Genomic DNA, 22,472 nt, shown 5'->3' on the forward strand with positions numbered 1-22,472 from the left:
GGATGGGGATCATGGCAACACTGCGACCTGACCTGGCGATCATCGGCTCCGGCTCCGGCAATTCCCTCATCACACCCTTCTGGAACGACAAAGAGGTGGTCCTGGCCGACAAGGGCATCGATGCCACCGGCGCCTTCGGGGGCACGTGCCTGAACGTGGGGTGCATTCCCACCAAAATGTTCGTCCGTCCGTCCGCACTGGCCCGCGCACCCCACGAAGCAGCCCGCCTCGGGGTCACGATGGGGGAGGCCCGCGCCGACTGGCCCGCCATACGGGACAGAATCTTCGGCCGCATCGATGCCATCTCGTCAGGAGGGCGGGAGTACCGGGAGAGTCTTGAAAATGTGCACCTGCTCCAGGAGAAGGTCACGCTGACCGGACACAGGTCCTTCCGCTCGGAGACGACAGGCACCGAGGTCCGCGCCGAGCAGCTTGTGATCGCCGCAGGATCGCGGCCGGTCATTCCTGAGGTGCCAGGCATCACGCTGCCCCAGGTCCATACCTCGGACACCGTCATGCGGCTGGAAGAGCTGCCTGAGCGCGTGCTCATCGTCGGCGGCGGCTACATCGCCTGCGAGTTCGCGGCGATCTTCTCCGGCCTGGGCAGCAGCGTGGTCCAAGTGAACCGCAGCCAGGGGCTGATGCGCCAGCTCGACGAAGAGATCGCCCAGGCGTATTCGGCCCAGGCCGAGAAGAACTGGACCGTGCGATACCAGCGCACCCTCGCCTCGTTGGAGCCGCACGAGCCCGACTCCGAGCAGGGTGGGGTCACCGCCCACGTGGTGACCTCGGACGGTCGGGCTGAGACCTACGACGCCGACTGCGTGCTCGTCGCCACGGGGCGGACCCCCAACACGGATCTGATCGGCGCTGCCGACGTGGGCCTGGACCTCCATGAGGACGGACGGCTGGCCGTCGACGCCCACCAGCGTGTGCTGTCCGAAGGCCGGCCGGTCCCAGGCCTGTACGCAGCCGGGGACATCTGCTCCGAGGCGATGCTCAAACATGTGGCCAACCACGAAGCGCGGGTGGTCTCGCACAACCTGGAGAATCCTCGGGATCTCAGGCAGGCCCGCACCTTCGCCGTGCCTGCCGCTGTGTTCTCCCACCCGGAGATCGCGTTCGTCGGGATGACCGAGGCCGAGGCAGTCGACTCGATAGGCCAGGCGAACGTCACCGTCAAAGTCCAGAAGTACGGCGACACCGCCTACGGCTGGGCCATGGAGGACATGCACGGTCTGGCCAAGGTCCTCGCGGACCGTCGCACGGGTGAGATCCTCGGCGCCCATGTCGTCGGAACGCAGTCGTCGAACCTCATCCAGCCGATCGTCCAAGCCATGAGCCTCGGGCAGGATGCCTACACCGCAGCACGAGGCCAGTACTGGATCCACCCCGCGCTGACCGAGGTCATCGAGAACGCGCTGCTGGGTCTGGACGTCCCGATTCCGGACAGCGCACCGCTGTAGCGGACCCAGCGTCGGGGAGGAACAACGCGGCGCCCTCAGCAGTTGGCACGGAGGCACCCACCCTGAATACGTCGAAAGGACAGTACCGATGGCAGAGCGTGTTGACTTCTGGTTCGATCCCCTATGCCCCTTCGCGTGGGCAACTTCCCGCTGGATCCTCGAAGTGGAGAAGGTCCGCGACATTGAGGTCCACTGGAACGTGATGAGCCTCGGAGTGCTCAACGAGGACAAGAACCCGAGCCCGGCCGAGGACGCTGAGCAGCTGGCCCGTTGGATTCCGGCCCGTGCCTCCACAGCCGTGGAGCTCGCGCACGGCGAGGAGAAGGTCGGTGAGTTCTACACCGCAGTGGGCACCGAGATCCACCACCGCGGAAACCGAGACTTCGAAGCCGCCGCAGCTCAGGCTCTGGAGAGCATCGGCGCCGACTCCTCCCTCTTGGAGCAGGCGAAGACGGACACCAACGACGAGCGCATGCGCGCCTCCCATCACGAAGGGATCTCGCGGGTCGGCCAGGACGTCGGCACCCCGGTCGTCGCCTTCAAGGGCACCGCATTCTTCGGTCCGGTGATCACCCGGGTCCCCGAGGGCGAGGAAGCAGGCAAGGTCTTCGACGGCGCGGTCGCGCTCGCCGAGTACCCCTACTTCTTCGAGCTGAAGCGCTCCCGCACCGAGTCGCCGCAGCTCGGCTGAGCACAGCACGGGGGGCGAGTCCGCGCGTGAGAGACTGAGGCTCATGTCTGACGAATCCCTGGGCACGGACTCGCCCATCACCCCCGCTGTTCCCGAAAAGCCCGCGTTGGAAGGCCTCGAGGCCACGCTCAACGAGGCCTGGCAGGCCGAGAGGCTCTACCACTTCGACGAGACGGCCCCCCGCGAGCAGGTCTACTCCATCGATACCCCGCCGCCGACGGCCTCGGGGTCCCTCCACGTGGGCCATATGTTCTCCTACACTCAGACCGATGTGGTCGCCCGCTTCCAGCGGATGAGGGGCAAAACGGTCTTCTACCCCCTCGGCTGGGACGACAACGGTCTGCCGACCGAGCGCAGGGTCCAGAACTTCTACGGCGTGCGCTGCGATCCCTCCCAGCCGTACGACCCCGACTACACGCCGCCGACGAAGCCGGCGAAGAACCAGCGCGACTGGGACGCCATCAGCCGGCAGAACTTCATCGAGCTCTGCGAGACGCTCACCGTCCAGGACGAGAAGGTCTTCGAAGATCTCTTCACCCGCCTGGGCCTCTCCGTCGACTGGCGCCAGACCTACCGGACCATCGACGAAAACTCGCGTGCGGCATCCCAACGCGCCTTCCTGCGCGACGTGAATTCTGGCAACGCCTACACCGCAGAGGCGCCGACGCTGTGGGACATCACCTTCCGGACCGCAGTGGCCCAGGCCGAGCTGGAGGCCAAGGAGCGGCCCGGTGCCTACCAGGCCATCCCTTTCTTCGCCGCCGACGGCAGCGAGGTCGTCATCGAGACCACACGGCCGGAGCTGCTCCCCGCCTGCGTGGCCCTGGTGGCCCACCCTGACGATGAGCGATACCAGCCGCTCTTCGGCACCACGGTGACCTCTCCGCTCTTCGGGGTGGAGGTCGAAGTCACCGCGCACCGGCTCGCCGACCCGGAGAAGGGCTCCGGCATCGCCATGATCTGCACGTTCGGCGACATGACCGACGTGACCTGGTGGCGTGAGCTGCAGCTTCCCACCCGCGCTCTGATCGGCCGTGACGGCCGCTTCGCACGAGAGACGCCGGAGTGGATCGCCTCAGCGCAGGGTCGCCTCAGCTACGAGCAGCTGGCCGGCAAAACAGTCCATTCGGCCAAGGAGGCGGTCGTCGAGATGCTGGGCGAGGCCGGCTTCCTGCGCGGAGAGCCCAAGCAGATCACCCACGCCGTCCACTTCTACGAGAAGGGCGACAAGCCGCTCGAGGTCGTCACCTCCCGGCAGTGGTACATCCGCAACGGCGGACGTGATGCGGGCCGCCGCGCCGAGCTGATCGAGCGCGGCCGGCAGATGGACTGGCACCCCGCGTTCATGCGCTCCCGCTACGAGAACTGGGTTGAGGGTCTGAACGGTGATTGGCTGGTCTCCCGCCAGCGCTTCTTCGGCGTGCCGATCCCGGTCTGGTACCGCCTGGACGAGGATGGCGAACCGGACTATGAGCACCCCCTCCTGCCCGAGGAGGCTCAGCTGCCCGTCGACCCCTCCTCGGACGCGGCTCCAGGCTTCACGGAGGATCTGCGGGGCGTTCCCGGCGGCTTCGTCGGCGAGCAGGACGTGCTCGACACCTGGGCGACGTCCTCGCTGACCCCTCAGATCGCCGGCAAGTGGGAGCGCGACAACGAGCTGTTCACCCGCGTCTTCCCCTACGATCTCCGGCCGCAGGGGCACGACATCATCCGTACCTGGCTGTTCTCCACCGCTGTGCGGGCACACTCGCTGCACGAGTCGGTCCCGTGGACCAATACCGCAATCTCCGGCTGGATCCTGGACCCGGACCGTAAGAAGATGTCCAAGTCCAAAGGCAACGTGGTCGTGCCCGATGAGGTCCTGGAGAAGTTCGGCACCGACGCGGTCCGCTACTGGGCCGCCAGCGCCAAGCTCGGGGCGGACACCGCCTACGAGGAGGCGCAGATGAAGATCGGCCGCCGTCTGGCGATCAAGCTGCTCAACGCCTCGAAGTTCGCGTTCGGGATGGGCGTCACGGAGGAGCACATCGTCCACGACGCATCCTCGGCCCAAGGCGTCGCGCACCCGCTTGACCAGGCACTTCTGGCCCAGCTGGCCACGGTGGTGGATGAGGCCACGAAACGGTTCGACGAGTACGACTACGCGAGGGCCCTCCAGCTCACAGAGCAGTTCTTCTGGAGCTTCACCGACGACTATGTGGAGCTGGTCAAGGACCGTGCCTACGGCGGTCAGGGCGAGGACGCGCAGGCATCGGTCCGCGCGGCCCTGGCGACCACTCTGGACACGCTGCTGAAGCTGTTTGCGCCCGTTCTTCCGTTCGCCACCGATGAGGTCTGGCGATGGTGGCGCAGCGGCTCCGTGCACGGGGCGGAATGGCCGAGCTCGGAGGGCCTGCACGCCGCCGCCGGCGAGGCAGTCGCCCTGGACGCGGTGGCTGACGCGCTCGTTGCAGTGCGCCGGGCAAAGTCCGACGCGCAGGTCAAGCAGCGCACCCCGATCCTCACAGGCACCTTGGCCCTCCCAGAGGTCCAGCTGCCGCAGGTCTCCGCGGCTCTCGAAGATCTGAAGTCGGCGGTCAAGGCGGAGCAGCTCGTGCTCGTCGCCGGGGGAGACGCCGCGGAGCTCACCAGCGCGGAGTACGCAGCCTCTGAGGCGTAGGAGGCGAACTCCTCCTGAACAGCGGCGGCGCGGACCCAGGGCAGAAAAGCCCGGGCCCGCGCCGCCGCTCGTTGTGCTCCGGAGGCCGCGATCAGTCCAGCTGATTCTCGAGGGCTCGGACCTCGAGGACGCCTCTGAGCTCGGTGAGGGACTGCATGAGCATGCCCGGCGACTGGTACTGCGAACGGCTGAACGTCATGGTGGCGTCGACCACGGGGCCGTCCTCAGTATCCTCCCGCTTCGTCTGCGAAAGACCGGTCTCGTAGCCCATATCGGAGGCTGCGCGGAGGATCTCCCGAAGGATGCCGTGTCCGTCCCGGTAGCGCACCTCGAAGCGCTGAGTGCGGCCATGCTGGGGGAGCCGCCGCACCAGCCACGTCACCACTGTCATAGCCAGCAGGTGCAGTGCCACGGTGATCGCCGCAATCAGCGGCATCCCCGCGCCGCAGGCCATGCCCACTGCTGCGGTGACCCAGATGGAGCCCGCAGTGGTGAGGCCCGAAACGATGTTCTGACGGACGAAGATCACGCCCGCTCCGATGAACCCGATCCCGGAGACGATCTGGGCCGCGATGCGAGAGGGATCGAGGATGACTCCGTCCGCGAGGATGTGAGCAAAGCCATAGGCGGAGACCAGGGTGAAGAGCGCTGAGCCGAGGCCGACCAGGATGTGCGTGCGCGCTCCCGCCGACTTCTGGCGCACCTCGCGCTCGATGCCGATGACGGCGGAGAGCACGAAGGCGCAGATCAGCAGCAGCGCCTCCTCCGCGGCTGTGTCGCGCAGCAGTTCGATGTCCATTGCCCTGACGCTAGAAGGTGCCTCTTCGGCGCACAAGTCCTCTAGTAGACTGTTGAGCCGAATCCGCTTTGATCCGGCCATCACCGGGGAGCATCCGGAAGAAAGGTCCGTGACGGTGCCGCCGTCGCCACTGAGTAGACCCGGACGGGTATGCCCGTCACAGCAGTCGTGGAGAGGCGCAGAGCCGGCACTGCCGGCCTGTGCAAGCAAGGTGGTACCGCGCCTCGAGCTCCGGCTCGCAGCGTCCTTGCGGCAGCACTGAATACTCTGTTCGGCCCGACCAGGATGGACTCCATGACCGAGACTTCTCCCGTCTACCCACGCGCTGCCTCCGGCAAGGAGCGTGGGGCCCCTGCCTCCGCGCGCTTCCCCGAGATTGAGGAGCGCATCCTCACGTACTGGGACGAGGACGGGACGTTCAAAGCATCCGTCGAGCAGCGGCAGGGGGAAGAGTTCGTCTTCTACGACGGCCCGCCCTTCGCCAATGGTCTTCCGCACTATGGGCACCTGCTGACGGGATACGCCAAGGATCTCGTCCCGCGGTACCGCACGATGCGCGGCCAGCGCGTCGAGCGGCGGTTCGGCTGGGACACCCACGGCCTGCCGGCAGAGCTCTCCGCGATGAAGGAGCTCGGCATGCGGGACAAGGCCGAGATCGAGGCGATGGGGATCGACACGTTCAACGATGCGTGCCGCTCCAACGTCCTTCAATACACCAAGGAGTGGGAGAGCTACGTCTCCCGCCAAGCCCGCTGGGTCGATTTCGAGAACGACTACAAGACCCTCAACGTCGACTTCATGGAGTCGGTCATCTGGGCGTTCAAGCAGCTCCACGACAAGGGCCTGACCTATCAGGGGTTCCGGGTGCTCCCTTACTGCTGGAAGGACGAGACCCCGCTCTCCAACCATGAGCTGCGGATGGACGACGAGGTCTATCAGGACCGCCAAGACCCTTCGGTCACCGCCGCCTTCCCCGTGACAGAGGGTCCGGATGAGCTGCTGGGCGCTCACCTGCTCGCCTGGACCACCACTCCGTGGACGCTGCCGACCAACTTCTCCATCGCCGTCGGCCCGCATGTCGACTACGTCGTCGTCGAGGCTCCGGCGGAGGGCACCGTGCCGGGGAAGGTGGTCCTGGCGCGCGAGCTGCTCGGCGCCTATGCCGAAGACCTCGGATTCCAGGACGCTCAGCAGGCCGAGCAGGCGGTCGGCGCGGCATACCGCGGCGAGCAGCTCGCGGGAGTGCGCTACGAGCCCCTCTGGGACTACTACACCGATGAGGAGGCCTGGGGCACCCAGCACGCCTTCCGGGTCCTGGTCGAGGACTACGTCACCACCACAGACGGCACCGGACTGGTGCACCAGGCCTCGGCCTATGGTGAGGAGGACCAGCGGTCCTCAGAGGCTGCCGGCATCCCGGTCATCCTTTCGGTGGACTCCGCGGCGAAGTTCCTGCCTATGTTCGCCGAGCCCACGCCGTCGGGGCGCGCCCCACTGGCTGACATCGCCGGAGTCCAGGTCTTCGATGCGAACCGCACGATCATCAACAGCCTTCGGGCCGACGGCCGTCTCGTGCGCGAAAAGTCCTATGTGCACTCCTACCCGCACTGCTGGAGATGCCGGACCCCGCTCATCTACAAAGCTGTGACCTCCTGGTACGTCGCCGTCACCCAGGTCAAGCAGCGGATGCTTGAGCTCAACGAGCAGATCAATTGGATCCCAGGGAACGTCAAGCACGGTCAGTTCGGCAGGTGGCTCGAGAACGCCCGCGACTGGTCCATCAGCCGGAACAGGTACTGGGGGAGCCCCATCCCCGTGTGGGTCTCCGACGACCCCGCCTACCCCCGCACTGAGGTGTACGGCTCGCTGGAGGAGCTGAAGGAGGCATTCGGCGACTACCCGCGCAACGCCGCGGGTGAGCCGGATCTGCACCGCCCATGGATCGACGGCCTGACCCGGCCCAACCCCGACGATCCCACCGGACGCTCCATGATGGTGCGGGTCGAGGACGTGCTGGACGTCTGGTTCGACTCCGGCTCCATGCAGTTCGCGCAGGTGCACTACCCCTTCGAGAACGCGGAGTGGTTCGAAGGGCATCATCCCGCCGACTTCATCGTCGAGTACGTGGGCCAGACGCGCGGCTGGTTCTACACCATGCACATCCTGGCCACGGCTCTCTTCGACCGGCCGGCATTCACCAACGTGATCAGCCACGGCATCGTGCTGGGCTCCGACGGTCAGAAGATGTCGAAGTCGCTGCAGAACTATCCGGACGTCAACGAGGTCTTCGACCGCGACGGCTCCGATGCGATGCGCTGGTTCCTCATGAGCTCCCCGATTCTTCGCGGCGGAAACCTGGTGGTGACCGAGGAGGGCATCCGTGAGGGTGTGCGCCAAGTGCTGCTGCCGGTGTGGAACGCATGGCACTTCTTCGCCCTCTACGCCAACACCGCCCGGGGCGGAGCCGGCTACGAGGCGAAGAGCGTCCGGGCGGATGAGGTGGAGAACCCTCTGGACCACTACATCCTCGCCGCCACGGGCGATCTGGTGCGTGAGGTGACGGACGCGCTCGACGCGTTCGCGATCGCGGAGGCCACCGAGGCACTCCGCCGCTACGCGGAGACCCTGACGAACTGGTACATCCGTCGGTCCAGGGCGCGGTTCTACTCCGAGGACCTCACGGCCTACGACGTGCTCTTCACGGCCCTCGAGACCTGCGTCCGTGTGGCCGCGCCGATGCTTCCGCTGATCTCCGAAGAGATCTGGCGAGGTCTGACCGGAGGGCGCTCTGTGCACCTGGCGGAGTGGCCCAACCCGGAGGACTACCTGCGCGACGAGCAGGCCGTCGATCGGATGGAGCGTACGAGAGCCATCACCTCGGCCGGCTCCGCCCTGCGCAAGCAGGCCAAGATAAGGGTGCGGCAGCCCCTCGAGCGTCTGACCGTGGTGGTTCCCGAGGCCGAGGAGCTGTCGGGCACGTACCAGGAGATCATCGCCGACGAGCTGAACCTCAAGTCAGTCGAGCTTCTCGAAGCCGCGCAGACCAACGAGGCTGACTTCGGCATCGGCCGGCAGCTGGTGGTGAACGCCCGCGCGGCGGGACCCCGGCTCGGGAAGGATGTCCAGCACGCCATCAAGGGCGCCAAATCCGGGGACTGGTCCGTGCAGGAGGGCTCCGTCACGGCCGGCGGCCTGCAGCTTCACGAGGGTGAGTATGAGCTGACCACCACGGTCTCGGAGGAGGCGGGCGACAAGGCCGTCACGACGCTGCCCGCCGGATTCCTCGTCCTTGACACCGAGCTCACCCCGCAGCTTGTGGCTGAAGGTACGGCCCGTGACGTGATCCGAACCGTGCAGGCGGCGCGCAAGGCCGCCGATCTCAACGTGTCCGACCGCATCCGCACCACGCTGACGGCTCTGCCCGAGGTGATCGCCGCGGTGGATGAGCACGCGCAGCTGGTCACCGAGGAGACGCTCACCGCAGACCTGGACCTGGTCGAGGACCCCTCGGCCGCCGAACCTCAAGCACACGTCGTCGTCATGGAGAGCATCTGATGCCCGAACAGCCGCTGACCCCGGGCGAGCCGTACGACCAGTTCTCGGTCGCATCGGTCTACGCCGAGCTTCTGTCCCGAACCCCCGAGAACGACATGCAGCCCCGGCTGGAGCCGATGCGCATGATCATGGACCTCTTGGGCAACCCTGAGCGTTCCGCCCCAGCCATCCACATCACCGGGACCAACGGCAAGACCTCCGCTGCTCGGATGATCGAGGCGGGACTCCTGGCCCATGATCTCCGCACGGGTCGGTACAGCTCGCCGCACATGGGATCGGTCACCGAACGGATCAGCGTGGACGGAGTGCCCGTCTCCGATGAGACCTTCGTGCGCATCTGGGACGAGATCCGTCCTCATATCGGCATGGTCGATGAGAGGCTGAGCGCGGACGGCGAGGTGCCGCTGACCCTCTTCGAGTGCCTCACCGTGCTGGCCTTCGCCGTCTTCGCCGACGAGCCGGTGGACGTCATGGTCCTGGAGGTGGGCCTGGGCGGAGCATGGGACGCCACCAACGTGGTCAGCGGCAGCGTCCAAGTCGTCACCCCCATCAGTCTCGACCACACTGACCTGCTCGGAGACTCTGAGCATGACATCGCCCTCGAGAAGGTCGGCATCATCAAGCCCGGCGGATTCCTCGTCTCCGCCGCGCAGGTTCCTGAGGCCGCCGATGTGCTGCTCGAGGCAGCGCGTGAGGCAGGAGTTCCCTTCCGCTTCGAGGGGGTGGAGTTCGGCGTCGAGTCCCGGCTCCCCGGCGTCGGCGGCCAGCAGGTCACCGTCCAGGGGCTCGCAGGGCGCTACCCCGATCTGCTCCTGGCCCTGCACGGCGCTCATCAGGCCCAGAACTTCAGCCTTGCGGTGGCGGCTTTGGAGGCCTTCATCGGCGGAGCCGAGCAGGAGCTGAATCTCGAGAACCTCCAGCTGGCATGCGAGCACATCACCAGCCCCGGTCGCCTGGAGACCCTCCGAACCGGGCCGGCGATCATTGCCGACGCTGCCCACAACCCCGCCGGGATCGAGGCCTCCGCGGAAGCGCTCAAGGAGAGCTTCGGGCTGGACAAGCTGGTGCTGGTGGTCGGAATCCTCCAGGAGAAGGACGTCCGCGCCATGCTCGCGGCCCTGTACACGCAGTACGGGGACCTGGCCAGCGACATATGCCTCACACAGTCCGTCTCGCCCCGTGCGGTGCCCGCAGAGGAGCTGCGCCTGATGGCTGCCGACGCAGGCTTCCGCGATGAGGACCTGCACAGCACTGAGCGGCTCGACGAAGCCATCGACTGGGCCGTGTCCCGTGTCGACGAGGACGGCGCCACCGTCACCGGCGGCGTGCTGATCACCGGATCGGTGACACTGGTGGGAGAGGCTCGCACCCTGCTGGGTGCAGAGGACGACCGTCTCAGGAAGGACACCTGATGGCCAAGCGCCGCCGGCTGACCAAGGCCCAGCGGGAGTGGAGGCCCGGGCAGACGCGCCCCCCGCGCTCGGTGAAGACGCTCTTCGCCTCCTCGGTGCTGTGCCTGGAGGCATGTCTGATGCTGTTCTTCGGGCTGACCGCCTGGGGGCTCAACCAGCACTATTGGTACGCCTGGTGGCTGCTGGCCGGCTCGGGGCTGATCGCGGTGCTGCTGGTGCTCACATGCGGGCTGCTTCGCCGCCCCCTCGGGTACGCGATCGGCTGGGTCCTGCAGTTCGTGATGATCTCGGCATTCCTCTGGACGGCGCTCATCACCGAGGAGGGCCTGTGGACGCCCTTGGCACTCATCCCGGGGCTGGGCTTCCTGGCCTGCTGGTGGTACGCGGTGCGCACGGGCGCAAGGCTTGACGTCGAAAAGATGGAAAGATACCGGATGGAAGAACAATTGGCCGCTGAACGTGAGGAGAACGATTCATGAGCGAACGAACTCTGGTGCTCATCAAGCCCGACGGCGTAGAGCGCGGTCTGACCGGCGAGATCCTGCGGCGAGTGGAGCAGAAGGGCTACCGCGTCGCGGAGCTGAAGAAGGTCGCCGCAACGCAGGTGCAGCTGGCGGAGCACTACGCCGAGCATGAGGGCAAGCCGTTCTATCAGCCTCTGGTCGATTTCATGCTCTCAGGCCCCATCGTGGCCGCCGTGGTGGAGGGTGACGGCGTCATCTCCGGCTTCCGCTCGCTGTGCGGCGTCTCAGACCCCACCGCCGCCGCTCCAGGGACGATCCGCGGCGACCTGGGCCGCGACTGGGGGGAGAAGGTCCAGAAGAACCTCGTGCACGGCTCAGACTCCGCTGAGTCGGCCGCGCGTGAGATCAGAATCTGGTTCGGCTGAGCCGAGCGGAGCTGAGCGTGCGTGAACGGGGTGAGGCAGCAGTGAGGAGCGCAGCGGACCTTCCTGACGCTCAGCGGCCCATTGGGCGATTCATCGCAGACCGGGTTCTCCCGCGCTGGGAGCAGCTGAACGAATACCCGCGCGCCACCTCTCACCAGGCGTTCGTCACCAAGCAGCTGCAGCGCCGAGGCTTCACGGTGCTCACTCTCCCCGGGGTCGGACAGGTCTATCTGAGGGCCAAGGAGGTCCGAGGGGGCGGCTATGGGCGTCTGACGACGCTGGTGAGCGCGCAGGCGCTTGAGGCGACGAGCTCCTGGGATCTGCTGCAGGAGTACCTGGCCGCGGCGGAAGTGCCCGCCTATGAGGCGGCTGCCGGCGCAGACGCACCCCACAACGAGGGTCTGGCGGTCCGCTTCTTCACCGTGGGCACCGAACCGACCGCGGCTGCCGTCCAGGTGCCGCTCTTCGTCGTCGGCGACGGGCGCAGCACCGTCCGCGAGCTGGTGACGCGCAGCTTCGAGCACCGCAGGCGCAACCGTGCACTGGCCCTTGCGCTGCCCCGTGAGGTCACGCCGGCCCTGATCACGGCCGCCGACCTCACTCTCGACACGGTCCTCGGGCACAAGGAGCTGCGGATCCTTCGGCGAAACAGCGACCTGTTCACGGGGATGCTTCCCGTGGATGTGACAGCAGTGATCTCCGCGGAGCTGACCGAGGTGGCTCGTCAGGCTGCCGCATCCGTGCCGGGCTACGGCTCAGGCTCGGTGGACATCCTCACCTCGAGCCTCCGCAGCGCCGCCGACGCCGCGGTGTTCGGCATGGACCCAGCGGCCAGCATGCGCATGCACGCCTATCCGGCCCTGGGCTCCCGTCAGGGCATCGGCCGCCACATCAGCGAGCAGTTCCGTCTGCGCAGCGAGTACTGGGATCAGTCGTTCAGCCCGGCGTTGCTAGAATGGGACGAGCTCGAATGAGGAAGGGACTCTCTCAATGACTCAGACTGACCTCCGTCCGGGGCCGTCTCAAGGCTCGACGGGTCAGGATGTCAGCGACTCCAGCTTCAGCATCGGCTCGCGCCGAGTGCTGGAGCTCGACGGCAGTCGCCTCCTGCGCGTAGGGGCTCGCCCGTCTCTGGGCCAGTACCTCAAGGAGCTGTGGCACTTTCGCCACTTCCTGTTCTACGACTCACGCTCCCGCGTCTCCTCGCAGAACAACCTGGATTCGCTGGGTCGCGCGTGGATGCTGATCAACCCCATGCTTCAGGCACTGGTCTACCTGACCATCTTCGGGATCATTCTGGAGACCAGCCGAGGCGTCATCAACTTCATCGGCTATCTCATCATCGGTGTCTTCACCTTCCGATTCATCACGAGCGCGGTCACCGGGGGCGCCACCTCAATCGCCAACAACCAGCGCGTGGTGCAGTCCTTCAACTTCCCGCGCGCCGCGCTGCCCATCTCAGCCACGGTTCGCGAGCTCTTCGCCTCGATACCGGTCTTCCTGCTCATGGCTGTGCTGGTCTACTTCCTCGGCGACTACATGATCGGAGGGCTGGAGGAGGGTGTCGTGAATATCACGATCACCTGGCACTGGCTGCTCTTCTTCCCGGCGATTCTGCTGGCCCTGATGGTGATGACCGGACTGGGACTTCTGCTGGCTCGGGCGGTGAACGCCCACAACGATGTGCGGCACCTGATCACCATCGGCACGCGCATTTGGTTCTACACCTCTGCCGTGATCTTCGGGGTTGACCGTTTCGCTGACGCGGGGCACGGGTGGCTCGTGACCGTGATGCATCTGAATCCGGCCTTCTGCGTGCTCGACATCATTCGCCACGCGTGGATCTACGACGGCTTCGCTGACCCCATGCGCTGGGTGGTCCTGGGCAGCTGGGCCGTCGGCCTGATGGTGATCGGCTTCCTCGTCTTCTGGCAGGGCGAAGAGACCTACGGCCGGGAGCGCTGAGGCTCGATGGATCAGACGGTGACCAGCTACACCCCGCGCCGCGCCAATTGGCTCGCTGGCAATGGACACGACTACCCCGATCACGGGGCGGCGGACGATTTCGGCTTCATCGAAGAGATTCACTGGGATGACGCCCCCCTGACCCAGAGCGCTCCGGTGGTGCAGCGGCTGGAATCCCAGAAGGTCGCCGTAGCAGTCGACGGTGCCTCCATGACGTACAGGGTGCGGTCGGACAACCAGCACCTGAAGGAGAAGGGCCGCTTCGCTCGACAGATCAAGAAGGCGCTCGGCTCCGGGTGGCTGGAGGTTCCGGCCCTCCAGCCGCTGAGCTTCGTGGTCAACCGCGGTGAGACGGTCGGCGTGATCGGCACGAACGGCTCCGGAAAGTCCACGCTCATGAAGCTGCTGACCGGTAAGATTCGCCCCTCTTCAGGCGACGTCTACGCTACCTCGACTCCGGTGATGCTCGGTGTGAACGCCGCCCTGGTCAAAGAGATCTCAGGGCGCGAGAACATCAAGCTCGGCTGCCTCGCCATGGGGATGACGCCGGCAGAGGCCGAGCGGAAGTTCGAGATGATCGTCGAGCTCTCGGGTCTGCGCGAGGCGCTCGATATGCCGCTGAAGGCCTATTCTGCGGGTATGTCGTCCCGGCTGCAGTTCGCGATCGCGACCGCCAAGGACCCGGACATTCTGCTGATCGACGAGGCGCTGAACACCGGCGACTCGCAGTTCCGCGCGCGGACCAAGGATCGCCTCGACGAGGTGCGCTCCCAAGCAGGCTGCGTCTTCCTCGTCTCCCACTCGCTGGGCACCATCAAGCAGATGTGCACCCGCGTCATCTGGATCGAGCAGGGACGCCTCCTCGCCGATGGCGACCCGGAGTGGGTGTGCTCGCAGTACCAGGAGTACACCGATCACAAGTCGAGCGGGCGCACACGGTCCGCCCAGATCGTCTACGACCGGACCATGCTCAAGCTCGCACCGGTGGAGATCGAGTTCTCCGACGGCAGCCGGCCCACCAAAGCCAGCGGCGCCCGCGCGAACTGACGTGGTCGCCATGAGCGGTATCGGCCGTCTGCGCCGAAGTGCGAGCCGCGCCTACCGGAGAGCGGCAGGCACGGAGCTCCACCGGCTGCGAGAGCAGGTGGACGAACTGGCCGGCGAGGTGCATGTGCTCAGGGCCCGCCAGCAGGCCCACGGGCCCGCCCCGACGGAGACGGCCGACATTGCCATGCTCACAGACATGCGTCTTCCCGGGGGCACTACAGCATCCCTGGCGGAGGAAGTCATCGCCCAGCACGACGCCGGCCTCACCACCGCGCTGATCCACGCGCAGAGCGGCATCACGAGTCTCTCCACAGGCTTCAGCCCGCACATTCGGCGAGTCATGAACCTTGAGGGTGTGCACCTCGTCTCCCCATCCGAGCCCCTCAGAGCGGGCCTGCTCATCATCCGCCACCCCAAGGCGATGGCGACCGCCGCGTCCCGCTTCCCCCAGATTCAGGCGGAGCAGGTGGTCATGGTGGCCAACCATCCGGCCGCCGACGCCGCAGGGCACACGGAATACGACGTGGCCCTGGCCGACGCGCGTGCTCGTGCCGCATTCGGCGCGGCACCGGTGTGGGCACCGATCAGCTCAGTGGTCCGCGAAAGCCTCGCCCAGGACGCGGAGAGCATCGTCCTGCGGGCCGAGGACTGGCCCAACATCTTCGGTCGCCTCCCGGCGGCGGGCCTTGCGCGCAGCCCCGGAGACGGCGTGCCGGTCATCGGACGCCATTCGCGGCCACAGCGCGAAAAGTGGCCGGACACCCGTGAGGACCTCCTGGCCGCCTACCCCGATGCCGATGATGTGCGCGTGGAGATCCTCGGCGGCGCCGAGATCCCTCAAACGATCCTCGGAGAGCTGCCCGCGCGCTGGAACGTGCTGCCGTTCGGGGAGGAGGAGCCGAGCGAGTTCCTCCGGCGTGTGGACTTCTGGGTCTTCATGCATCACCCCTCCTGGCGGGAGGCTTTCGGCCGGGCGGCTATGGAGGCGCTCGCCGCGGGATGCGTGGTGGTGCTCCCGCCCTACCTCGAGACTGTCTACGGGGATGCGGCCCTCTACGCGGAGCCCCATGAGGTGCGAGGCATCGTGCAGGAGTGCTGGGACTCGCCCGAGATGTTCCGGCGCCAGGCGCAGGCCGGTCGCGACTATGTGGCGCGCTACGGTCCGCAGGCCCATCTGAGGCGACTCACAGAGCTCGGAGTCGTGACGCCATGACCGCCGACCATCCTGTCGAGGTGTGCGGTGCACTGGGCAGAATGACTCCCACCGCCGCCCGCGGCTTCGAGCGCATGCTCGCTGCAGCTTCGGATGAGGGCGCCCAATGGCGAACGAGCCGTGACGAGAAGGGCTGGCGACTGCGCAGCACCGCAGCGCTCCCAGCGCTCGAGGCCGGTGACGGCTCCGTGCACCATCTGTGGAACGCGGCAGGGTCCGCGCACCACAGGGCGGGGCGGCCGTGGACTGAGGCTGCCGCGCACGCTGATGCCTGCGGGCTGCTGATGCACGCAGCCGGAGGCGGGATCCTGCATGGAAGCGTCTCAGGTGCGCAGGTGCTCTACACCGCAGAGGTGGACACCGCGGTGCTCTTCTCCACGCGGCTGCGCTGGCTCACCCATGCCCTGGACCGCCTCACCCCGGATTGGCAGGCCTGGGCGGAGATCCTCTCCTTCGGGGCGCCGGTCGGCGGGCACACCACCTTCGAGGGCATGCGCCGGCTTCAGCCCATGGAGTACGCGGAAGTCTCCTCAGAGGGGAACTCGCCGCCGCGTCGTCGGCAGGCCCGGTGGAGCTGGGCTGAGCACGAGCCGCGTCCCGTGAAGGATATGCAGGCGGTCACCGAGCAGGTTGTTGCTGACATGGCAGAGTTCATGCGGCCGGCCGCGGCGGCGGGCGCGTCCAATCCGATGCTCTCCGGCGGACGTGATTCACGGATGCTCACGGCCTTGGCTCTGCGTGAGGCCCCTGATGCGGAGAGCGTCACCGCGTGGACGACCAGCTCGGACACCGGGTCGGCCCTCGAAGAGATCGTCGGCGCACGTGCCGCGCACGCCCTCGGCGTAGGCCAGCGCATCGTCACCGGCAGGTATGACGAGGTCGACAGGGATCTGCGCGCCTACGCCGACGCGGTGGACCATCAGGCGTCCTTCCACGTGTGGCTGACCCCGGTGGCCAGACGTCTTGGGGCGGCGGAGGGGCCGATCTTCGACGGAATCGGGGGAGGGGTCTTCTTCGGAGGCGGGTTCGCGGACTCTTCGGTGAGGAGCTCCTCGGAGAGCCTCAGCGCCCAGCGCGCGGCGTCTCGGTCCCATTATCTGCTCGAGGCCAACAGGGTGCTCTCCTCGGCACTGACTGCGAGCCTGCGGGGCTCGGCCCGCTCGCGCGCCGTGGAGGTGGCGCGGCCGTACGAGTCGCATCCCAACGGCCACACGCTGGCGTCATATCTCATGCGGACCGTTCCCGGCATCGCGCTGGCTCCGGCGCGCGTGCTCGGCCGCTCCCGGCCCACGATCATGCCGATGATCAGCGACGCGGTCGTCTCGGCGGCGCTGCAGCTGCCGCACGAGGCCAAGGCTGAGGGCGCGTGGTATCCGCAGCTCCTCAAAGCGGCGGACGCCCGCCTGGCGGGGATGCCGACGGCCGACGATCTGCTCGGCATGCATCACCACAAGAGGAGGATGGCCAGCCGGGAGGGGGCCCGGGCCGTTGCCGGACTCATCCGGTCGGGGCCGGCCTCGCTGCTGCTGAGCCCCGCACTGCGCGACGCTGACCCGCAGGAGGGGTCGGGGCTCGTCGCGTGGCAGCGGGCGCTGAGCACGACCCGAACCCAGCACCTGCTCAAGGGTCTGTCCATGCTCAGCCTGTGGCTCGAGGACTACGGCCCGCGGCTGACCGACGCCGATCCGCTGGGGGTCCATCGTGCCTGACAAGCCGGTTGAGACATCATGGCTGCGCCGACGGGCCTCGCCGCATCTTCGCAGGGTCAAACGGGGCGCCAGGCGCGGCATGAGGCAGCTGCGCAGCTCGGTGCGCCCGCAGGTGGGCGGCTTGGGGCCTGTCCATCGGACGTCGCCGTGGCGGCACCTGCGGGACTTGGCAGAGGGTGCGGCTGTGCCCGCCATCGGTCTGGATCTCGTGCTCGCTTCCGCCCCTGAGGGGGAGACGGCTCTGCCCGAGCGCTTCATCGATCCTCTGATCCTCGCTGAGCGTCGCAGCATTCCGACCGTCATGCTGGTCGACTCGGCAGATGATCTCGAGCACCCGCTGGCCGCGGTGGTCACTCACATGGTCACGTATCGGCAGGAGCTGCTCGGCCAGGTTGAGGCCTTCGCAGGAGAGGAGCGCACCCTCCTGCTGGGCAGCGCCGCACCGGTGCGGCGTCAGGTGCGGGAGCTCCTGAGGCTGACCCGCGTCCACACGCGTCGCGGCTGAGGCTGCGGCTCAGCTCTCCACAACGGCGCCGCGCGCTGTGTAGTAGCGCTTCACCCGAGGGTCCGCGAGCAGGGGCCCATGCACCTGCAGCACATTCATGCCTGAGTTGATGTTGGCCTCGAGGATGACCGGCCCCGTCGGAGAGATGATGATGTCCCAGCCGATGTACTCGAGGAATCCGAGCTTGCGGGCGCCGTCGAGCACGAGCTTCTTCGTCTCTTCCCAGAAGGGCACGGTGATGCCCTCGATGGCGGAGCCCGTGTCCGGGTGGTGGGAGAACCATTCGAGCTCGTTGTCCTCAGGCAGTCGCGACGCCTGGGAGAGCTGACCCGTCTCGAGATCCACTGCGGCGCTGAGCCCGCCCTTGGTCCAGTTGTCGACGTGCCCGGAGCGTGATGTGCCGATGCGGTGCACTGCCCGCGCGATGAACGGCTCGTGGTCCTTGTCCAGATCCGGCATGGTCAGCACGCGGATCGTGTTGGTCGCCTCCGGGTTCAGAGCTGACTGAACCTCGTGCTGCGGCACAGCCGCCTCGAAGAGCAGCGGCTTGTGGAAGGACTCCACCCACGCTGTGATCTCGTCGAGGGTGGTGGCGCTGCCGTCGATCCGATAGCCGTTCTGGTCCCGCCTGATGGAACGCACGCCATTGGCCTCAGCCCCATGAAGCGGCTTGGCGAAGATGTGCGGGCGCTCTGACAGTGTCTTCTCGAGGAATTGGGCGGTGGGCTGGTGGGTCACATCGGGGAAGCCATGGACTCGTCCGCGGCTGCATATCCCCAGGAAGGGGACCACCTGGGCCTCCAGGCTGAGGCTGTTCATCAGCAGGAAGAAGTTGAACTTGTTGTTCATGGCCTCCTGCAGGTGGGGGTTCACCATGTTCTTGGTGCGCAGGTAGCGCTGAACGTCGTTGACGTAGAGGGATGGGTCATTGCCCCGGTCGAGCCCGTAGAGCGTGGCCGAGCGCGACAGGAAGCCCTCGCGCCACCATTGGGGGCTGCGGGAGGAGAAGTCCGTCTCCCAGCGGAACTCCTTGCGCAGGAACCGTCGTGCCGCACCGAGCTTGCGCCGCTGCCACCGGTAGTTCCGGACACCGGAACGAAGGGCGCTGTTCAGAAAAGCCATGACCGTGATCGTATCGGGCATCGGGCACAATGGTGGGGATTATGCATCTGAAGACGCTCACTGTGCGGGGGTTCAAATCCTTCGCCTCCGCCACCACCTTCGAGTTCGAGCCCGGGGTGACTGCTGTGGTGGGCCCCAACGGATCGGGCAAGTCCAACGTGGTGGACGCCCTCTCCTGGGTGATGGGCGAGCAGGGGGCCAAGTCCCTGCGGGGCGGCTCCATGGAGGATGTCATCTTCGCCGGCACCTCTGAGCGCCAACCGCTGGGGCGTGCCTCGGTCAGCCTGACGATCGACAACACCGACGGCCTGCTCCCCATCGAGTACTCCGAAGTCACCATCTCCCGGACGATGTTCCGCACCGGCGGATCCGAGTACACGATCAACGGATCCTCCGCCAGGCTGCTGGACATTCAGGAGCTGCTCTCCGACTCGGGCCTGGGCAGGGAGATGCACGTCATCGTCGGCCAGGGCCAGCTGGACCAGATCCTCCACGCCACCCCCGAGCAGCGACGCGGATTCATCGAAGAGGCGGCCGGAGTGCTCAAGCACCGGCGGCGCCGCGAACGATCCGTGCGCAAGCTCGAGAACATGCAGGGAAAGCTCGAGCGCCTCGAGGACCTCATCAACGAGGCCTCGCGCCAGCTCGCCCCGCTGGGCCGGCAGGCCAAGGTCGCCCGGCGGGCCCAGCGCATCCAGCATGATCTGCGCGACGCGCTCTCGCGCCTCATCGCCGATGATCTCGTCCAGGCCGCAGGCGCCCTCGCAGAGTCCAGCCGGGGCGAGGAGTCAGACACAGCCCGAGCCGAGGAGCTGCGGACGCAGATCGAGGCGCACGACGCATCGATGCAGCGACTGACCACGCAGGCTGAGGAGGCCCGGACTGCCGCAGAGAAGCTTTCAGCCGGCCACCACCAGCTCGCCCAGGCCCAGGAGCGCCTGCGATCTGCGGCCTCCCTGGCGGGGGAGCGGGCCGCAAGCCTCGCCGCGTCCTCCGTCGTCGACTTCTCCGGCTCCCGAGACCCCGAGCAGCTGCGGACCCAGGCCGAACAGGTCGCCGGCGAGGCCGCCCAGAAGCAGACCGAGGCAGAGGAGGCCGCCGCAGAGCTGGAGAGACGGGGCACGACGCGGGCCGAGGCGGAAGCAGCGCTCGCCGCCGAGGAGACCCTCATCACTGAGCAGCTGCGGGCTGCGGCGGACCGGCGCACCGGGCTGGCGACCCTCCGCGGCCGCGTCGACGCCATCGATGGTCGCCTCGAAGCGTCTCAGCAGCGAGGCGACCGCGCGCGAGCTCAGCGCCGCTCCGACCAGGGCGCTCTCGAGGCCTCGGCGGCGGACCTCGAACAGCTTCGTCAGCGCAATGAGGAGGCCGACAGCAGCGGTGCAGAGCTTGAGGCTGCCTACGAGGCCGCGCGAGCGGCGCAGGGGAAGCACCGAGAGGACTACGAGCAGGCGCGCGCCGCCGCTCGCCAGGCTGAGATCACCGTCTCTGAGCGCCGTGCTCGCCTCTCAGGGCTCGAATCGGCGCTCGCCGCCGCCGACCACGCGGTCGCCCTCAATGATCAGGGGGCTGCCTTCAGCGTCGATGTGGTGCGCGCCGGAAGCGACGATGGGCAGCTCCGGGAGGCACTCGCCGAAGCGGTGCTGGTGGGGGACGCCGCCTTCGGCCGTGAGCTGGTGGACCGCGGTGAGTTCTCCGCGGCGCTGACGATCGGCCAAGCGGTGATCAAGGACGGCGAGCGCATACGTGGGGGAGCGGGCAGAGCCGCCGAAGGCACCCTGACCGAACAGATTGAGCAGCTCGAAGTGCTCATCAGGCAGGGTCAGGAGGAGCTGGAGGCGGCCGAGGCCGCAGCTGCGGGCAGCGCTGAGACGCTCAGCGCCGCCGAGCAGCGCACCGCGGAGGCGCAGCAGGCCCATCAGGCCAACGAGGCAGCTGTGGCGTCGACAGGTGAGCAGCTGCGACGACTCTCCGCTGAGGTGGAGCGCGCCAGGGAGCGCATTGCCGAGTCGGCGCAGGAGATCGAGGATGCTGAGGCAGCCATCACGGAGCTGCGGGCCCAGAGGCACGAGCTGATTGAGCGTCTGGAAGCAGCTGAGTCGGACGAGGTCATCGAAGACCCCTCCACCCAGGAGCGTGATCGTCTCAGCGCAGGGGCCGCAGATCGGCGGCGGCATGAGGTGGACGCACGTCTGGCTCTGCGTGCCGTCGAGGAGCAGCACCGGCAGCTCCTCGAACGGACTGCGTCGCTGCGTCGGCAGGCTCAGCAGGAGGTTCAGCGCAGAGAGCAGGTGCAGAGAGCTGCCGCAGCGAAGGCGGAGAAGTCGCAGGCCGCTGAGGAGGTGCGGACCGAAGCGGAGCACGCGGTGGACCGGATCGTCGCCCAGCTGGCCGCGGCGCAGGAGGCGATCGACGCGGCCCAGGCGCTGCACCGGCACCTCACTGCTTCTTTCGAGGAGGTGCGCGCCTCGCGTCACGTCCAGGACGCCGAGCTTCAGGACGTGGCGTCCCGCCTGCACGCCGCTGAGGTGAAGCAGACGGAGCTGCGCCTCGCCCTGGAGGCTGCTGAGGCTCGTGCGGACGAGGATCTCAGCCTCACGCCGGAGTATCTCATCGAACACTATGGCCCCGACGTGCCTGTCCCCGTTCCGGCTGAACATGAGGATGAGGCGGAGGGACCGGACGGCGGAGGCGGTCGTGCCTACGACAGAGGCGAGCAGGAGGCGCGTCTCGCTCAGGCCCGCAAGGACCTCAAGTCCCTGGGCAAGGTCAATCCGCTGGCGCTGGAGGAGCATGCGGCACTGGAGGAGCGGCACACCTACCTGCAGAATCAGCTGACGGACCTGAAGAAGTCGCGGCAGGACCTGCTGGACATCATCCGCGACGTCGACGCCACAGTCGAGAAGGTCTTCGCCGAGGCGTTCGCGGACACCAAGGAGCAGTTCGAACGGGTCTTCTCCCGGCTCTTCCCCGGCGGCGAGGGAAGGATCGAGCTGACGAACCCAGAGGATCTCCTGAACACCGGCGTGGAGGTCCACGCGCGGCCGCCCGGCAAGCGCATCAGGCGCCTCTCCCTGCTCTCCGGGGGCGAACGGTCCCTGACGGCTGTGGCGCTGCTGGTGGCGATCTTCAAAGCGCGTCCCAGCCCCTTCTACGTGATGGACGAGGTGGAGGCCGCGCTGGACGACACCAACCTCTCGCGGCTGCTGGTGATCTTCGAGGAGCTTCGTGAGTCCTCTCAGCTCATCGTCATCACTCACCAGAGACGGACGATGGAGATCGCTGACGCGCTCTATGGTGTGTCGATGCGGCAGGACGGATCCACCCGCGTCATCTCCCAGCGCTTGAGCAGATAGATCTGACTTTCAGGGTGCCTTGTGCTGGTGGAGCTACGATGCGGTCCTCGAGCACTGGAAGGCAGGCACGATGTCATACGACGC

Annotated in this window: 16 protein-coding genes; 14 read left to right on the forward strand and 2 right to left on the reverse strand. The window is 67.3% G+C overall.

What is annotated here, in order from left to right:
- Nucleotides 1–11 precede the first annotated feature (11 nt).
- From FS388_RS11230 to valS, 3 genes are all read left to right on the forward strand, one after another.
- On the forward strand, nucleotides 12–1,466 hold the full coding sequence (locus tag FS388_RS11230; RefSeq protein ID WP_146341487.1) for a mycothione reductase: 1,455 nt from the start codon (nucleotides 12–14) through the stop codon (nucleotides 1,464–1,466).
- A gap of 88 nt (nucleotides 1,467–1,554) precedes the next feature.
- Nucleotides 1,555–2,157: a DsbA family protein gene (locus FS388_RS11235; RefSeq protein WP_146341488.1), complete on the forward strand. Its 603-nt coding sequence runs from the start codon at nucleotides 1,555–1,557 to the stop codon at nucleotides 2,155–2,157.
- Nucleotides 2,158–2,200: 43 nt separating this feature from the next.
- Entirely contained in the window at nucleotides 2,201–4,816 is a 2,616-nt protein-coding gene (valS, locus tag FS388_RS11240; RefSeq protein ID WP_146341489.1) for a valine--tRNA ligase, read from the forward strand.
- Between the two features lie 91 nt (nucleotides 4,817–4,907).
- On the opposite strand, the gene FS388_RS11245 is transcribed toward valS, so the two are convergent.
- Nucleotides 4,908–5,615, reverse strand: a complete 708-nt coding sequence (locus FS388_RS11245) for an MgtC/SapB family protein (RefSeq protein ID WP_146341490.1) — start codon at nucleotides 5,613–5,615, stop codon at nucleotides 4,908–4,910.
- Nucleotides 5,616–5,909: 294 nt separating this feature from the next.
- Here FS388_RS11245 and ileS point away from each other — a divergent pair, with 294 nt between their 5' ends.
- Genes ileS through FS388_RS11295 form a run of 10 tightly spaced genes read left to right on the forward strand, consistent with a single transcriptional unit; the run spans nucleotide 5,910 to nucleotide 17,910 of the window.
- Nucleotides 5,910–9,170 carry an isoleucine--tRNA ligase gene (gene ileS / locus FS388_RS11250; RefSeq protein ID WP_146341491.1) on the forward strand — a complete coding sequence of 1,087 codons (3,261 nt, stop codon included), beginning with the start codon at nucleotides 5,910–5,912 and terminating at the stop codon, nucleotides 9,168–9,170.
- Entirely contained in the window at nucleotides 9,170–10,582 is a 1,413-nt protein-coding gene (locus FS388_RS11255; RefSeq protein ID WP_146341492.1) for a folylpolyglutamate synthase/dihydrofolate synthase family protein, read from the forward strand. Before ileS ends, FS388_RS11255 begins: the two co-directional genes overlap by 1 nt.
- Nucleotides 10,582–11,061, forward strand: a complete 480-nt coding sequence (locus tag FS388_RS11260; protein WP_146341493.1) for a DUF4233 domain-containing protein — start codon at nucleotides 10,582–10,584, stop codon at nucleotides 11,059–11,061. The genes FS388_RS11255 and FS388_RS11260 overlap by 1 nt, the downstream gene beginning before the upstream one ends.
- On the forward strand, nucleotides 11,058–11,471 hold the full coding sequence (ndk, locus tag FS388_RS11265; protein WP_146341494.1) for a nucleoside-diphosphate kinase: 414 nt from the start codon (nucleotides 11,058–11,060) through the stop codon (nucleotides 11,469–11,471). Before FS388_RS11260 ends, ndk begins: the two co-directional genes overlap by 4 nt.
- Before the next feature lie 17 nt (nucleotides 11,472–11,488).
- Entirely contained in the window at nucleotides 11,489–12,445 is a 957-nt protein-coding gene (locus FS388_RS11270; RefSeq protein ID WP_146341495.1) for a hypothetical protein, read from the forward strand.
- A 16-nt stretch (nucleotides 12,446–12,461) separates the two neighbouring features.
- On the forward strand, nucleotides 12,462–13,436 hold the full coding sequence (locus tag FS388_RS11275; protein ID WP_146341496.1) for an ABC transporter permease: 975 nt from the start codon (nucleotides 12,462–12,464) through the stop codon (nucleotides 13,434–13,436).
- A 6-nt stretch (nucleotides 13,437–13,442) separates the two neighbouring features.
- Entirely contained in the window at nucleotides 13,443–14,483 is a 1,041-nt protein-coding gene (locus FS388_RS11280; protein ID WP_246836203.1) for an ABC transporter ATP-binding protein, read from the forward strand.
- Between the two features lie 10 nt (nucleotides 14,484–14,493).
- Nucleotides 14,494–15,696 carry a glycosyltransferase gene (locus tag FS388_RS11285; RefSeq protein WP_146341497.1) on the forward strand — a complete coding sequence of 401 codons (1,203 nt, stop codon included), beginning with the start codon at nucleotides 14,494–14,496 and terminating at the stop codon, nucleotides 15,694–15,696.
- Nucleotides 15,697–15,737: 41 nt separating this feature from the next.
- On the forward strand, nucleotides 15,738–17,405 hold the full coding sequence (locus FS388_RS11290; protein WP_146341498.1) for a hypothetical protein: 1,668 nt from the start codon (nucleotides 15,738–15,740) through the stop codon (nucleotides 17,403–17,405).
- Nucleotides 17,398–17,910 (forward strand): hypothetical protein, encoded by a 513-nt coding sequence (locus tag FS388_RS11295; protein ID WP_146341499.1) that lies wholly within the window; start codon nucleotides 17,398–17,400, stop codon nucleotides 17,908–17,910. Before FS388_RS11290 ends, FS388_RS11295 begins: the two co-directional genes overlap by 8 nt.
- A gap of 9 nt (nucleotides 17,911–17,919) precedes the next feature.
- On the opposite strand, the gene FS388_RS11300 is transcribed toward FS388_RS11295, so the two are convergent.
- Nucleotides 17,920–19,032 (reverse strand): sugar-transfer associated ATP-grasp domain-containing protein, encoded by a 1,113-nt coding sequence (locus FS388_RS11300; RefSeq protein ID WP_168198696.1) that lies wholly within the window; start codon nucleotides 19,030–19,032, stop codon nucleotides 17,920–17,922.
- Between the two features lie 41 nt (nucleotides 19,033–19,073).
- Here FS388_RS11300 and FS388_RS11305 point away from each other — a divergent pair, with 41 nt between their 5' ends.
- Nucleotides 19,074–22,388 (forward strand): chromosome segregation SMC family protein, encoded by a 3,315-nt coding sequence (locus tag FS388_RS11305; RefSeq protein ID WP_146341501.1) that lies wholly within the window; start codon nucleotides 19,074–19,076, stop codon nucleotides 22,386–22,388.
- The last annotated feature ends 84 nt before the right edge of the window (nucleotides 22,389–22,472 follow it).

It is taken from the genome of Nesterenkonia sp. NBAIMH1, assembly GCF_007922635.1.
GTDB lineage: Bacteria > Actinomycetota > Actinomycetes > Actinomycetales > Micrococcaceae > Nesterenkonia > Nesterenkonia pannonica.

Excerpts from the sequence above, each read along its gene's own strand:
- FS388_RS11275 (WP_146341496.1), top strand. The coding sequence starts at position 12,462 with ATGACTCAGACTGACCTCCGTCCGGGGCCGTCTCAAGGCTCGACGGGT.
- FS388_RS11280 (WP_246836203.1), top strand. The coding sequence starts at position 13,443 with ATGGATCAGACGGTGACCAGCTACACCCCGCGCCGCGCCAATTGGCTC.
- ndk (WP_146341494.1), top strand. The coding sequence starts at position 11,058 with ATGAGCGAACGAACTCTGGTGCTCATCAAGCCCGACGGCGTAGAGCGC.
- FS388_RS11235 (WP_146341488.1), top strand. The coding sequence starts at position 1,555 with ATGGCAGAGCGTGTTGACTTCTGGTTCGATCCCCTATGCCCCTTCGCG.
- ileS (WP_146341491.1), top strand. The coding sequence starts at position 5,910 with ATGACCGAGACTTCTCCCGTCTACCCACGCGCTGCCTCCGGCAAGGAG.
- FS388_RS11230 (WP_146341487.1), top strand. The coding sequence starts at position 12 with ATGGCAACACTGCGACCTGACCTGGCGATCATCGGCTCCGGCTCCGGC.
- FS388_RS11305 (WP_146341501.1), top strand. The coding sequence starts at position 19,074 with ATGCATCTGAAGACGCTCACTGTGCGGGGGTTCAAATCCTTCGCCTCC.
- FS388_RS11285 (WP_146341497.1), top strand. The coding sequence starts at position 14,494 with ATGAGCGGTATCGGCCGTCTGCGCCGAAGTGCGAGCCGCGCCTACCGG.
- FS388_RS11260 (WP_146341493.1), top strand. The coding sequence starts at position 10,582 with ATGGCCAAGCGCCGCCGGCTGACCAAGGCCCAGCGGGAGTGGAGGCCC.
- FS388_RS11300 (WP_168198696.1), bottom strand. The coding sequence starts at position 19,032 with ATGGCTTTTCTGAACAGCGCCCTTCGTTCCGGTGTCCGGAACTACCGG.
- FS388_RS11255 (WP_146341492.1), top strand. The coding sequence starts at position 9,170 with ATGCCCGAACAGCCGCTGACCCCGGGCGAGCCGTACGACCAGTTCTCG.
- valS (WP_146341489.1), top strand. The coding sequence starts at position 2,201 with ATGTCTGACGAATCCCTGGGCACGGACTCGCCCATCACCCCCGCTGTT.
- FS388_RS11290 (WP_146341498.1), top strand. The coding sequence starts at position 15,738 with ATGACTCCCACCGCCGCCCGCGGCTTCGAGCGCATGCTCGCTGCAGCT.
- FS388_RS11245 (WP_146341490.1), bottom strand. The coding sequence starts at position 5,615 with ATGGACATCGAACTGCTGCGCGACACAGCCGCGGAGGAGGCGCTGCTG.